Origin of the sequence: Achromobacter sp. K91, from assembly GCF_003576205.1 — a bacterium.
Lineage (GTDB): Bacteria > Pseudomonadota > Gammaproteobacteria > Burkholderiales > Burkholderiaceae_B > Achromobacter > Achromobacter aegrifaciens.
In genome coordinates this window covers 478,216-491,461 of record NZ_QWFB01000026.1, presented here as the reverse complement: position 1 = coordinate 491,461, position 13,246 = coordinate 478,216, and the positions used below count along the sequence as shown (strand labels likewise).

15 protein-coding genes are annotated in these 13,246 nt (G+C 66.9%); 2 read left to right on the top strand and 13 right to left on the bottom strand.

Translation table 11 applies throughout. The features are described from left to right. The coding region (locus tag DXK93_RS32610; protein WP_370126299.1) for an IS3 family transposase at window positions 1–66 on the top strand (66 nt) is incomplete at its 5' end. 78 nt (window positions 67–144) lie between these two features. Here the strand turns inward: DXK93_RS32610 and DXK93_RS09505 are convergent. From DXK93_RS09505 to ssuE, 9 genes are all read right to left on the bottom strand, one after another. Continuing rightward, window positions 145–1,152, bottom strand: a complete 1,008-nt coding sequence (locus tag DXK93_RS09505) for a sterol desaturase family protein (RefSeq protein ID WP_054455301.1) — start codon at window positions 1,150–1,152, stop codon at window positions 145–147. Between the two features lie 2 nt (window positions 1,153–1,154). Next, a complete protein-coding gene (locus DXK93_RS09500) occupies window positions 1,155–1,949 on the bottom strand; it encodes a polysaccharide deacetylase family protein (protein ID WP_166738279.1) in 795 nt (264 codons plus the stop codon). After that, entirely contained in the window at window positions 1,933–2,913 is a 981-nt protein-coding gene (locus DXK93_RS09495; RefSeq protein ID WP_054455303.1) for a beta-propeller fold lactonase family protein, read from the bottom strand. Before DXK93_RS09495 ends, DXK93_RS09500 begins: the two co-directional genes overlap by 17 nt. A gap of 173 nt (window positions 2,914–3,086) precedes the next feature. Continuing rightward, a complete protein-coding gene (locus tag DXK93_RS09490; RefSeq protein ID WP_233564522.1) occupies window positions 3,087–3,935 on the bottom strand; it encodes a DUF2950 family protein in 849 nt (282 codons plus the stop codon). Window positions 3,936–3,958: 23 nt separating this feature from the next. Beyond that, complete coding sequence (locus DXK93_RS09485) at window positions 3,959–5,371, bottom strand: DUF3300 domain-containing protein (protein ID WP_119449916.1); 1,413 nt, start codon at window positions 5,369–5,371, stop codon at window positions 3,959–3,961. Window positions 5,372–5,493: 122 nt separating this feature from the next. Further along, window positions 5,494–5,709, bottom strand: a complete 216-nt coding sequence (locus tag DXK93_RS09480) for a molybdopterin-binding protein (RefSeq protein WP_054455309.1) — start codon at window positions 5,707–5,709, stop codon at window positions 5,494–5,496. Window positions 5,710–5,772: 63 nt separating this feature from the next. Then, window positions 5,773–6,669 carry an ATP-binding cassette domain-containing protein gene (locus DXK93_RS09475; RefSeq protein WP_119449915.1) on the bottom strand — a complete coding sequence of 299 codons (897 nt, stop codon included), beginning with the start codon at window positions 6,667–6,669 and terminating at the stop codon, window positions 5,773–5,775. Beyond that, a complete protein-coding gene (locus DXK93_RS09470) occupies window positions 6,666–7,157 on the bottom strand; it encodes an ABC transporter permease subunit (RefSeq protein WP_119449914.1) in 492 nt (163 codons plus the stop codon). The genes DXK93_RS09475 and DXK93_RS09470 overlap by 4 nt, the downstream gene beginning before the upstream one ends. A 3-nt stretch (window positions 7,158–7,160) precedes the next feature. Beyond that, window positions 7,161–7,781 (bottom strand): NADPH-dependent FMN reductase, encoded by a 621-nt coding sequence (gene ssuE, locus DXK93_RS09465; RefSeq protein WP_054455313.1) that lies wholly within the window; start codon window positions 7,779–7,781, stop codon window positions 7,161–7,163. 241 nt (window positions 7,782–8,022) lie between these two features. Between ssuE and DXK93_RS09460 the strand changes: the two genes are divergently transcribed. Further along, window positions 8,023–8,460 (top strand): universal stress protein, encoded by a 438-nt coding sequence (locus DXK93_RS09460; protein WP_054455315.1) that lies wholly within the window; start codon window positions 8,023–8,025, stop codon window positions 8,458–8,460. 16 nt (window positions 8,461–8,476) lie between these two features. Here DXK93_RS09460 and DXK93_RS09455 read toward each other — a convergent pair whose 3' ends face one another. From DXK93_RS09455 to DXK93_RS09440, 4 genes are all read right to left on the bottom strand, one after another. Then, entirely contained in the window at window positions 8,477–9,484 is a 1,008-nt protein-coding gene (locus DXK93_RS09455) for a 2Fe-2S iron-sulfur cluster-binding protein (RefSeq protein ID WP_119449913.1), read from the bottom strand. Window positions 9,485–9,496: 12 nt separating this feature from the next. Then, on the bottom strand, window positions 9,497–9,976 hold the full coding sequence (locus DXK93_RS09450; protein WP_119449912.1) for a heme-binding protein: 480 nt from the start codon (window positions 9,974–9,976) through the stop codon (window positions 9,497–9,499). Window positions 9,977–10,015: 39 nt separating this feature from the next. Further along, window positions 10,016–11,476, bottom strand: coding sequence for an aldehyde dehydrogenase family protein (locus tag DXK93_RS09445; protein ID WP_119449911.1), 1,461 nt, complete (start codon window positions 11,474–11,476; stop codon window positions 10,016–10,018). A 176-nt stretch (window positions 11,477–11,652) separates the two neighbouring features. Next, complete coding sequence (locus tag DXK93_RS09440) at window positions 11,653–13,185, bottom strand: hypothetical protein (protein WP_119449910.1); 1,533 nt, start codon at window positions 13,183–13,185, stop codon at window positions 11,653–11,655. Window positions 13,186–13,246: the final 61 nt, after the last annotated feature.

The following is a 13,246-nucleotide window of genomic DNA, read 5'->3' as shown; positions in this document are numbered from 1 at the left end:
CGCATCAAGCTCAAGCTAAAAGGCCTGAGCCCGGTGCAGTACCGAGCTCAGGCCTTCGGCCTTTAGCTTCTGACCATCCAACTTCTGGGGGTCAGTTCAAGCGGGCTCGTTTTTTCATGCGCGGCCTTTGAGGCCAGGCCGCTTTCAGGCGCGTTCAACCGAGGCCGGCGGCGACGGCGGCGCGGCGGCGGGTTCGCGGTCGCGGCCCACCATGCGTTTCAAGCCCAGCCACTGCTGCGACCAGAAGCCGCGGCCGTAATCGCGCCCGCCCAGTTCCGCCTGCTGGTCATGAATGCCCGTGGGGCCGTAGCCCACGCCGAAGCGGGCGGTGCGGAACAGTACGTCCCAGATGGGAAACAGCGCCGCAAAGTTGTAGCCGCCCACCGGACCCGGCGTGGAGGCGTCGTAGGCGATGGAATGGTGGTGGCGGTGAAAGCGCGGACTGACCAGCAGGCGCTCGCCGATGGCGCCGAAATGCATGCGCAGATTGGCGTGCGAGAAACTCTGCGCCAGCTGAGTGATGGCCACCACCATGACGAACTGCGCCGGCGGCACGCCCACCAGTTGCGACACGAACACCACCAGCACGTCGCGCAGCATATCGTCCAGCAGGTGGTTGCGGTCGTCGCTCCAGATGGTCATCTGGCGCTGGCTGTGATGCACGGCGTGCAAAGCCCAAAGCCAGCCGAAACGGTGCTGGGCACGGTGGTAGATGTAGTCCACCGCGTCGAACAGCAACAGGTAGATGATCAGGCTGACCCAGGCCTTGTCCGTCACGCCGGGCCAGTACTGGTCCAGCTGGAAAGGCGCGAAACCCCAGACGTGCAGCTGACCAAACACGCTGTCCCACAACGGGTCGATGGTGAAGAACAGCAGCAGGCGGAAAGCGCCCAGTCGGTGGATCAGCGTGTACAGCACGTCGATGCCGATCTGGCGACGGTCGGTAACCGCCTCCACGGGGCGCAGGCGCTGCAGGGGACCGAACACCAAAACCAGCACGACAATCTGCAGCAGGCCGACCAGCAGCCACATGGTGGCGTCGTAGCCGTCCTCGATGAAGTTGCTCATGCCCAGGTGGAACAGCGCGGGCTGAATCGCCGTTTCGAAGAGCCATTGCTGGCACTCTCCGAACAATTGACTAAGCGTATCCATGATCAGTGATGATTAGCGATCCAATCGCGATAGGACGGGTGCGTGTCCAAGGTAGCAAAACAATAGCCCTTGCGCTGCAAACCTTCAATCAGCGGCTCCAGCACGGCTGGCGCCCACGGATCCTGGCGCGACCAGATGCCCAGGTGGGCCAGCAGGATGTCGCCGGGCTTGATGGTGCGCAGCGCCTGGTCCAGCAGGCGGGCGTTGGGGTATTTGTCACTGGGCAGTTCATCGCCCAGGAAACCGGCGGGCGCCCAGCCCACGTGCTCGAAGCCGCAGGCCTTGGCCGCCTTCAGCAGCGCAGGCGAGGTCTTGCCGCCCGGCGCGCGGTAGATCGGCAGCATGTTCTTGCCCGTCATCTGATGGAAACGGGTGACGGACCGCTTGATCTCGGCGCAATACTGCTCGGGCGTCCATTCGGCGCGCTTGCCCGCGTCCGGGCCGGCGCTGGGCTTGACGCGGAACTTGCCGCCAGGAAGATCCGCCTGCCAATAGACGTGGTCATAGGTGTGCGAGCCGAAGACATGGCCTTCCGCCGCGCGCGCCTTCCACCAGGGCGCCCACACGTCATCCAGGCTGGAGCCGTCGGTCAGCGTGCGCTCGTTGGCCAGGAAAAAAGTGACCTTGACGTTGTGGCGGGCCAATACGTCCGCGATCAGCGGGGCCACGCCCATGTGGCCGGTATCGAACGTCAGGTAGACAGGCTTGTCGCAGGTCGCTGGCGCTGCCATTCCCATGCTGGGAAAGGCCAGCGCAAGCATCACCGCGGCGTGGACGCGCTTATCTCGTAGGAGCATGGTTCAGCGTCCAGACGCCGTGAGGCGACTTGCCCACCGGCACCTGATTGACCACCTTCTTCTGCTCCAGGTCCACCACGGTGAGCTTGCGGGCCCAGCGCGAGGTGACCAGCAGGGTCTTGCCATCGGCCAGCACGTCCATGCAGTCGGGACCGCCGGGCACCGGGAAGGTGTCGGTGACGGCCAGCGTCTGCAGGTCGATGCGGCTGATGGAGTTGGCGGTGCGGTTGCTGACGAACAGGTGGCGGTGGTCGCCCTGCGCGCGGAAGGCGTGGGCGCCCGCGGCGGTCTTGATGCGCGTCACCAGCTTGGCCGGGCCGTTGCTGACGTCGTAGGCCTCGACGTAGGAGTCGCCGGTCAGCGCCACCAGCAGGGTTTTCTGGTCGGGCGTCAGGAATACGTCCGCAGGCGTCTTGCCCACCGACACCGTCCATTTCGGCGTCTGCGTGGCCAGGTCGATGGCGATGAGCTGATCGCTGTCCTGCAGCGTCACGTAGGCCGTGGTGCTGGCCTTGTCGATCATGATGTGGCTGGGCGTCTTGCCGGCCTGGATGCGCTTGACCAGTTTGAGGTCGAAGCCTTTTTCCAGCGGATGCCAGGAATAGATGTCGATGTGGTCCAGGCGGTTGGCCGCGGTCACGAACCACTTCATGTCCGGCGAGAACTGCAACTGGTAGGGATCGACGATGCCGGTCAGCGTGCGCTGCACTTCACCGGTCTTGGGATCCATCAGCGTGATCGAATCGCTGGTGGCGTTGGCCACCATGAGCGACTTTTCGTCGGGAGTCAGGTACAGGTGATGCGGCTCCTTGCCCGTGGGCACGCGCCGCAATTCCTTGTAGGTGGCCGGATCGACGATGCTGACGTTGGCGTCCAGGGAGTTCAGGACGAAGATCGGGGCCGAGGCCGCCGCGGCGCTAAGCGCCATCCCTACGCCGAAGAGGGCGTAGCGGACAAAATGCATGGGGTTCAATTTCTAGGTCCGGCAAAGGGGTATCGGGCAGGGTCCCGGTGCTCGCCATTTTAGGCACAGCGGGCTGACAAAAGGGCGTCGCGCTACCCGATGCGGACAAACGGACACGCCTGTTGCGACCCAGCAACAGGCGTGTCCCGATTACTCATCGGAAGCCGGAAAAATCATTTGCTGCCAACGGGTTGCGCGTCGGCGTCGGTCCAGGTTCCGGCACTGATATCGCGTTCCCGCAAGGCCGCGGCGCGTGCCGCGGACGCGGGTCCCAGGTCGGCTTCCAACACGCGCCCGTCGGGACCGACGACGAAGGAGTCGATGCCCGTCTGCCCGTAGCGCGCCGGCCAGGCCACGATTCGGTACGAGCCTGCGTCCGCGCCCGGTATCACCTTGTACCGGTAGCCGTAGTAAGCGTCGTCCAGCGGCACCTCCGGCCCCATGCTGAGCGCGTCCAACCCGTAGGCCTGCTGCGGTGCGCCCGGCACCTCGGGCCAGTACAGCCCGTCGCGTTGTCCCGGACGGCTGACCAGGCGGCTCGCGTAGCGTCCCTGGCCCACGCTGTCCTTGTATCGCCCCTGCGCGGCCTGCAGCTCGCGCAGCGTTTCGATGGCGGTCAGTTCGTTGCGGCCGATGGCGCGGCGGCGGATTTCCGCCGTGCCCGCCGCCGGGTCGAAACGCCAGCCCTGCCCGGCGCGCACGATGGGTACGGGCAGCGTCCAGCCCGAATCCCCGACCGCCAGCCAGGAACGGCCGCCATCGGCCACGATCTCGTGCTTGCGCGACCAGGCCGCCAGGAAACGGTAGATGTCGTCCTGCGCCACGCCGCCCGGCACGATCTTGCGATGATTCGGCCCCAACACCTTGGCCAGTTTGTCGAGGTCACTGGTGGCCATGGCGTCGACGAAGGCGTCGGCGGCGGCCTGCGGACTCGGATAAAGGCTTTGCGCCGCGGCGGGAGCCGCGAGGCCCAGCGCCAGCAGCGACGCGGCGCCCAGCGCGCGCAAACGAGCAATGGTCATGAGAGTTCCCTTGTCCATGATGCTTATCTCCGGCCGCCGAAATGTCCGCCGCCGCCACCGCCGCGTCCGCCGCCCCCATGTCCGCCGCCGCGCGGGCCGCCACCGCCGCCGCGGCTCATCTCGCTGCGCGTGTGCTGCTGCCGCATCTGGTCGCCGTTGCCGGCGCCGCTCAGCGCGTTGGCGCTATTGGAAGCGCGGCCGCGGTCGCGTGCGGCCGCTTCGTCGGCGCGCTGGCGCTGGGCCGCGGCCTGGCGGTCCTGCGTGGACACGCTGGAGGCAGGCCGGCTGTGCTGCGCCTGCCCGCCGCCCTGCGCCCGGTCGCGGGCGCCTTGTCCGCCCTGCCCGCCTTGTCCGGCCCGCTGCCCTTGTCCCTGCCCGCGATTGGCCGCGGCGTCTCCCCTGCCCGCCCCCTGGCCGCGCCCCGCGCCCGGTTCGGAATGGCCGGGTATGGACTGCCCGGTACGGCCTTCGAACGACTGCGCCGCGCGCTGGCGCGCGGCATCGCGGGAGTTCGGCGCTGCCGCTGCGCCCGGCGCGCGGCCCCCCTGCGCCCGGTTCTGCACGCCGGCCTGACGCTGGCTGTCGAAGCGCTGGCGGCTGGCCTGGTCGGCATACGGCGTATTGCCGCGGTTGGCCGGGTTGTGCTGCCAGGTCGTTCTATTGTTGTTGATGTTGTTGCGGTCGATGCGCTGGTTGACGTTGATGTTGTTGTAGCGGTTGACGTCGATGTCGACGTCGTTATGCCCCCAGTCGAACCCGCCCCACATGGAGTTGACCGCAGCCACGCCCAGGCCGAAGCCGATGCCGGCCACCAGCGAGGTGGCGAACACCGAGCCCGGAGGCGGCGGATAGTAGTAAGGCGGATAGGAGGGATAGGCCCAGGTGCCGTACACCACCGTCGGGTTGTAGCTGGGCACGTACACCACCTGCGGATCGGCCGGCTCGATCACCACGACGGTCTTGTCGTTGGTGGTGCTGGAGGTGACCTTCTGCTGCGGCGTGCTCTTCAGGTTGCCGGCCTTCTGCGCCTGGACGCGCAGCCGCTGGACCGAATCCATGACGGCGTCGGGCTGCGCCAGGAAGGCGTCGCCCACGGATTTCACCCAGTCAGGCTGGCGGCCCATCATGTCCATGACCGAGGGGAAGGCCACCAGGGATTTGACGCTGGGATCCCAGGACTCGCCCTCGACCGCCTTGACGGCCTGGTCTCCGGATTCCGAGGTGTGGGCGGCCGACCATTTGGCGGCCGCCGCGACATCGTCGGGGTAGGTCGCACCCATGAGGATTTGCGAGAGCAGCGAATCCGGATACAGCGCCACGGGCGCCATCAACTGATCCAGTTGCGCGTTGTCCAGCTTGGTCTGCGCCGTGGCGGGAAGGCAGACCGCCAACCCCAGGCATAACCAGCCGATGAACCATTGTTGCAGTCGACGCATTTTCCGTTCTCCGTGTATCGCCAAGCGTAAAGCCACAAGCCAGGAGGAACTGCCGGATATCGCGCTGACAATATATGCCTAACCCCGGCGCAGGGGAAGCGCCGGCGTGGGTCTGCCTCGGTTCACAGTTTGGCGACGGAAACCTCGGTCGCCTTGACGAAAGCCAGCACCTCGGTGCCGACCTCCAGGCCCAACTCCTTGACCGACCGGGTGGTGATCACCGAGGTCACGATGCCGGCCGGCGTATCCACGTCCACCTCGGACACCACCGGACCCAGGATGATCTCCTTGATCTTGCCGCGGAACTGGTTGCGGGCGTTGATGGATTGAATGCTCATGGTCTTGCTCCTGGGGTAAAGGGCGGCGTCATGCCGCCCATGGGGGAATCGCCGGGCGCGGTCTCAGACCGCCAGCCTCAGGTGCCGGATCTGGATGACGGGCGCCAAGGGACGGCCAGCGTCCGGCGTGTCTTGTTGACGCAAGGCGGCGCGCAGCACGCGGGCCTCCAGGGCGGCGACAGCGGCCGAACCGCGCACGCGGGGACGCGCCAGGCCGACGCGCTCGTCCAGCGCCACGCCGCCTTCGTCCAGCACCAGGATGCGGTCCGCCACCGCCACGGCCTCGGCCGCGTCGTCGGTCGCCAGCACGGCGGTAAAGCCCTGCTGGCGCCAGAGATCCTCCAGCAGCCGCTGCGCCTCGATGCGGCTCAGCGAATCCAGCTCCTGGAAAGGCTCGTCCAGCAACAACAAGCCGGGACGGCGCGCCAGGGCCCGGGCCAGCGCCACGCGCTGGCGCTGCGGTTCGGATAGTTGCGCGGGCCACTCGCCGCCGCGGCCGTCCAGTCCGACCTGCCGCAACGCTTCGGCCGCCGGCCCCGTGTCGGGCAATCCCAGGGCGACGTTGTGCAGCACGGTCTTCCAGGGCAAAAGGCGTGAGTCCGACAGCAAGAGACGCACGCGGGCGTCGGGCTCCCAGACGGGAAAGTTGTCGAACAGCAGCGGCGGACGGCCCGGCTCGCCACCTTGCTCGCCGCTGGGCGCAAGCTTGCCGGCCAGCAGATGCAGCAAGGTGCTCTTGCCGCTGCCGGCGCGCCCGACCACGGCCACGAACTCGCCGGCCGCGATCTCCAGGTCCAGCGGCTGCAAGGCAATGCGGTCGCCGTGGCGCTTGGCGAGCTTGCGCAAGGTCACGCGCAGCGCAGCCTGCGGCTCGGCCTCGGGCGCTTCGTCCGGCTCCGTCGGCTGGCGCACGTCCAGGTGCTGCAATAGCTCGAATTCGTTGGGATTGATGAACATCATCGCGGCCTCCAGCGCAGCAGCCAGCGCTCCAGCGCGCTTACCAGCGCCCCCGAGCCCACGCTGAGAGCCGCGTAGAGCGCAATCGCCAGCAACAGCGTCGTCGCACCCGGCGGACCGCTGCCCAGCCATTGCGGAATTCCCAATCGCGTCGGCGTCGCGAACAGTTCCAATGCGATCAGGGTCAGCCATAGAAGTCCCAGCCCCTGCCTCAGGCCCGTCAGGATGAACGGCAATGCGCCCGGCAGCAGCACATGCCAATAGAGCGCCCAGCCGTTCAAGCCATGAGACCGACCGGTTTCGACCAGCGCCGGATCCGCCGCGCGTATGCCGCGCACCGTCTGGTACAGGAGCGGCGCAAGCAGGCTCAACGCCGGCAGCGCCGGCCTGGCCGTCTCGCTGCCGCCCAGCCAAAGTGCGGCGAGCAGCGCGCCTCCCAGCCAGCGCAGAGCCGGGGCGTCGGGAGCGTTGCGGGCGTGGGCGCGGCGCATCGGTCAGACGCTGAAGGCGCCCGCCAACGCGAGCCGGCCCAGATCGTAGGATGGGCTGGAAACGGCGACGCGCGGCAAGACCAGCTCGGACAGACGCTCCACCGAGTCATCCAGCCGCCGGCTGACCTCCCCGTCTATCTCGCGCGCGCCGAATTCGTCCAGGCGAACCTGCGTATCGGTGGCGTAGACGCCCGCCAGGATGTGGCGCGCGCCCAGCGCTGACAGCACGGGCTTCAAGCCATACTCCAGCGCCAACAGATGCGCCGGGCTGCCCCCCGTGGCGATGGGCAACACCACCTTGCCGGCCAACGCCTTGGGATCCAGCAGGTCCAACACCGCCTTCAACCCGCCGGAAAAGGAAGCCTGGTAGACCGGCGAGGAAATCACCACCGCGTCTGCCGCCGCCACGCGTGCGCGCAGCGCGTTGGCCGCGGGGCCGGCGTAGTTGCCTTCTATCAGGTCTTCGGCGGGGATATCGCGCAAGCCCAGTTCTCCCACGCTCAAGCCCCGCCGCTGCAGGATCCCGGCGGCGTGCCGCAGCAGCACCGAGGAACGGGAGCGCTGCGATGGACTGCCGGCGATGGCAAGGACGCGGGCGTGAGCCTGGTGACGTGGCGATGACATGAAGGGTCGTTTCCGGCGGTGGGTTCAAGAAGTCGAACCGATTCTGTCATCGCCGCGCGGCGCCGAAAAATACTTAGTCGATATGAGGTTATGTTGAAGCGCGGGTTCGGCCGCTTTGGGAAATATGCGAAGACTGCCGCCCGGACGCCTCGTCCGTATGCAGGACTGGCTTGCACCTGGCGGCGAGCCTATACTGGATTGGCTAGTTGCTCCCGATTCCTTTTCCTAAAGGAGAGGCAACATGTATAAGCACCTGCTCGTCGCCGTGGACGGCTCCCTTCTGTCTGAATCGGCTTTCAAGCGCGCTCTTGTTTTCGCCAAGGAAATGGGAGCCACCGTCACGCTCATCCGCGCCATTCCGGAGGACCATCTGCTGGTCTACCAGGCCGAAATGCTGGGCACCACGCAGGCGCACCACACCGACCAGGCGCGCAAGAATGCGCAAACCTACCTGGACAACCTGGAAATGGAAGCGCGCCACGCGCTGGTGCCGTGCAATGCCGTGGTCACGGTCAACGACCATCCGCACGAAGCCATCGTCGAGGCCGCGCAGAACCAGGGCTGCGACCTGATCGTCATGGGTTCGCACGGCCGCCACGGCATGACGGGCTTCCTGCTGGGCAGCGAAACCCAGCGCGTGCTGGCGCGCACCAAGCTGCCGGTGCTGGTGTACCGCTAGGCGCCGGCGCGGCCGCTCAGGCCGCGGCCAGCGCGTGCTGGAAGGTGAAGCTGTCGGAGTACATGTGATCCAGGCTGGCGCCGCGCGCGGCCAGCAGGCTCTTGGCTTCGTGGATCATGTCTGGCGCGCCGCACAGGTAGAAGGCGTGCTCGGACAGATCCTGGTGGTCCTCCAGGACCGCCTGCTGCACATGGCCGCGGCGGCCCTGCCAATCGGCGCCCGCGCGCGACAGCACCGGCACGAAGTTGAATTCGTACAGCCGCCCCGCCCAGCTTTCGATCTCGTCGCGCAGATACAGGTCTGCTTCGGTGCGCATGCCCCAGTAGAGCGTGACGGGCGGGCAGTCCTCGTTGTCCAGCAGCGATTCCATGATGGCCTTGATCGGCGCGATGCCGGTCCCCGTGGCCATCATGATGAGCGGCCGCCAGTCTTCCTCGTGGTAGCTGAATACGCCCAGCGGCGCTTCGATCTCCACGCCGGCGCCGGCTTGCGCCTGGCCCAGCCACTGATCGGTGTAACGGCCGCCGGGAATGCGACGCACATGGAAATCCACCAGGTTGCCGGCGGGCGCCGAAGCCATGGAAAAGCTGCGCGTCTCGCCGTCGGGCAGCACCACGTTCATGTACTGGCCCGGCACGTACTCCAGGCCCGCTTCTGGCAGCGCCAGCGTCAGGTGGATGACGTCATCGCAGAAGCGCTCGATGCGGTGGATGGTGGCGGGCAGGCGGCGCGGTTCGGGAAACGACTGCCGGCTGCTGGCCACGCTGATGCAAAGATCGCCCAGGGGCCGGGCCTGGCAGGCCAGCGCGTAGCCTTCGGCCGCTTCTTCGGGTGTCAGGGCCATGGGGAACTCTTCGTACTCCACGGCGCCGGATTCCAGCTTGATGCGGCAGGTGCCGCAGCCACCGAAGGTGCACTCGTGCGGCAGCTTCACCGCCGAGCGTTCGGCGGCCTGCAGCACGGATTCGCCTTCTTCGACCTGGAACGACTCGTCGGTTTGCAGGATATGCACGCGGTATGCCATGGCCGGCCTCGCTTATTTCTTGATGTCAGCCTCGACCAGCACTTTCATGCCGCGCGGCTCCAGCAGCGTCGCCAGTGCCGCAAGCGCGGCCAGACCAGCCTTGGTGTCCTGTTCGCCGTTGCCGCCGCTCAGGCCCACGCCGCCGATCACTTCGTTGTTGACCACAATGGGAAAGCCGCCGACAAACACGGCGAACTTGCCGTCAAAGCTCCACTGGATGCCGAACGCTTCGTTGCCGGGCAGCGCGGGACCGTTGGGCGGCGTGTTGAACAGATGCGTGGAACGCTTGTGCCCGGCCGCTGTGAATGCCTTGTTCCAGGCAATCTGCGGGCCGGTGATGCGGGCGCCGTCCATGCGTTCCAGCGCGATGGGATAGCCGCCGTCGTCGACGATGCAAATCGTCTCCAGCACGCCGATCTCTTCCGATTTGGCGATGGCCGCGCGCACCATCATGCGCGCTTCTTCAAGTTCCAGACGATAGACCTGCTTCATGGGGATGACCTCCTTTGCTTGCGTGTAGGGACCGCAGCCTCAGCCGGCGCGGTAGACAGTCTTGATCTGCGTGTAGAACTCCAGTCCCACGCGCCCCGATTCGCGGAACGTGGAAGTGCTGGAGTGCTTGAGTCCGCCGAACGGCGCGTTGATCAGGTTGCCGGTGGTGGTCCGATTGATCTTCACGGTGCCGGCCTGGATGTCGCGGGCGAAACGGTGGGCATAGCGCGCATCGGTGGTGGCGATGGCGGCCGACAGGCCGTATTCGGTGTCGTTGGCGCGGGCAATGGCGTCTTCGTAGCCGTCCACTTCAATCAGCGCGATCACCGGGCCGAAAATCTCTTCACGGGCGATGCGCATCTGCTGCGTGACGTCGGTGAACAGCGCGGGCGACACGTAATAGCCGCGCTCGAACCCGGCACCCGTCAGGCGGTCGCCGCCGTACAGGTGCGTGGCCTCCTGCTTGCCGACCGCCACGTAGCCCAGCACGTTGTCCAGCTGCTTGGCGGTGGCCAGCGGCCCCAGGTCGAAGTTGCCGTCCAGGCCGTTGCCTATGGTCAGCGTCTTGATGCGGGCCAGCAGCCTGTCGGTGTAGGCCTGGCGCACGCGCTTGTCCACCAGCACCCGGCTGGTGCCGGTGCAGGCCTGGCCGCTGAGCGAAAAGCCGCCCTTCACAGTCAGGTCCACGGCGCGGTCCAGGTCGGCGTCCGCCAGCACGATCAAGGGATTCTTGCCGCCCAGTTCCATCTGCGTGCGGGTGGTCAGGCCGGCGGTCCGGTGTATCTGCTCGCCCGCGGCGGTGGAGCCTGTAAAGGAAATCGCCCGTACCGCGCGCGCACCGGTGATGGCCTCGCCCACGGCGCCGGCCGGGCCGGTCAGGAAGTTCAGCACCCCGGCCGGCAGGCCTGCCTGCACGAAGGCTTCGGTCAGCCGGTAGCCCGACATGGGTGCGTCGGACGAGGGCTTGAACACCACGGTATTGCCCGTGATGAGCGCCGGGGCAATCTTGCGGGCGGGGATGGATATAGGGAAGTTCCAGGGGGAAATCACCGTCACCACGCCCAGCGGTTCGCGCTGGCTGTAGACCACCATGTCCGGATCGTCGTTGGGATAGGTTTCGCCCGTGAATGACTGCCCTTCCACTGCGTAGAAGCGGATCGTCTGCGCCGAACGCAGCACCTCGTCCCGGGCCAGGTTCAGGCTCTTGCCCTCTTCGCGGGTCAATTCGCGCGCGATGTCGTTGGCGTGATCTTCCAGATACTGGGCCGCGCGGAACAGGATGGCGGCGCGCTTGGAGATCGGCGTATCGCGCCAGCCGGCGAAGGCGGCCTCGGCGGATGCCACCGCCTGGCGGGCGTCTTCGGCGTCCGACACCTGGAAACGACCCACGATGTCGCTGGTGTCGGCCGGGTTGATGTTGGGCGCCGTCTTGCCGGTGCCGCTGGGCACCCAGCTGCCGCCGATGTGGTTCAGGAATGTTTGCTGCGAGAGATCGTCCACGGAAGCTCTTCCTTAGTCTGCGCCCGTCTGGCCGCGAGTGCCTGGGCGGGTTGGCTTATGAACATTGTATACTTTAATCAATATGGATCGATACGTGTAAACCCCTGCTCCGGACAGGTCGCCACCTGGAAAAAAGGGTCCCCGCAGGGACCCCAAAGCAGCGCCACAAACAGGTATCAGCTCCAGATCAGCACGGCGCAGATCGTGGAGACGAACAGCGCCAGCAGCACCGGCACCAGCAAGGCGCGCACCAGCGACAACACGTTCACCCGCGCAAAGCCCGCCACCGCGATCAGCGAGGACCAGGCGATCAGCGTGCCGCCGCCCGTCCAGACCGCGCCCATCTGGCCCACTGCCGCCAGCGTCGCCGGGTCCACGCCCACTACAGGGCCCAGGGCGCCGGACAGGGTGCCGGTCAGGGGCAGGCCGGCGAAGCCCGATCCGTCGATGCCGGTGATCATCCCGACCAGCAGCACGCCGAACGCCACGAGGAAATGGTTTTCGGGGATCAGGTGCTGGCCGGCGGAGATCACCTCGAACAGCAGGCCCGGCGCCTGCGCTTGCGGCACGCCCAAGATCTGCGCGGCGGTTTCATTGGCGCCCACGAAGAAGAAACCCGCGATCGGCAGCACCGAGCCCATGGCCTTGAAGGCGAACACGAAGCCGTCGGTGACGTGTTCCGGACAGACGTCCAGCATCTTGCGCGGGCCTTCCGCGGCCAGGGTCACCAGCATCATCACGACAAAGGCCACGCCGCCCACCAGCGCCGCCGCATCGCCGCCGCGCAGCTCGGGCAGGGACGGGAACAGGCGCGGCAGCACCATGACCGCGATCACCGCGAGAAAGGCCAACGGCGTCACCACGGCAAAGGTCTTGGACCAGCGCACGCGACGGCGCTCTTCGTCGCTCAGGGCCGGGCCGCTGGGCAAGGCAGGGTCCGCGCCCATGGTGCCCCGTGCCAGCTCGGCCTTGTCGAAGGAGCCGGACTGTTCGATGCGCGCCAGGCTGCCGTCCTGCGCGCGGGCCTGCCAGGCGGACAGGAGCCCCGCATCGGCCGGCACGATGTGCTTGCGGATCAGCAGGTAAGCGGCCACCAGCGCGACCCCGCCGGTGATGAGCGATAGCACCAGCGCGCGGTCCGCGACCACGGCGGCGCTGACCGCCGCCCCGGCAGCCTTGGCGCTGATGCTGGGCGCCACGCCGATCACGTAGTCCGAGGACAGCGCCATGCCCTGGCCGGCGATGGCGATGGCCATGGCGCCCGCCAAGGGCGGCAGGCCCGCCGCGATGGCCGCGGGCAGCAGGATGGCGGACACCAGCGGCACCGCCGGCGTCGGCCAGAAGAACAGCGAGATCACATAAGTACAGAGGGCGATGATCAGGAAGGACGAATGCCCGCCCCGCATGACGCGGCGAAACGGCTGCACCATGCGCACGTCCGCCTGCAGGGTTTTCAGCGCATTGAGCAGCGCCGTCATGAAGGTGATCACCAGGAAGATGTTGAACAGCTCCTTGGCCGCCACGAAGCTGGCCGAGAAGATGCCTATCAGGGCGCTGATCGGATTGCCCGTGATGGCCAGCACCACCAGAAAGGTGCCGATGACCGACGGCACCACCACGTTGGCCCGCAGAATCATCGTCAGGATGATGGCGGCCACGCTGATCAGGTACATCCAGTGAGCAGCGTTGAGCACTACGTCCGCTTGCATGTGCTATTCCCCTTGTATGCGTGGCAGTTATGTCGCCACGTTCGGTATACTATATTTCGTT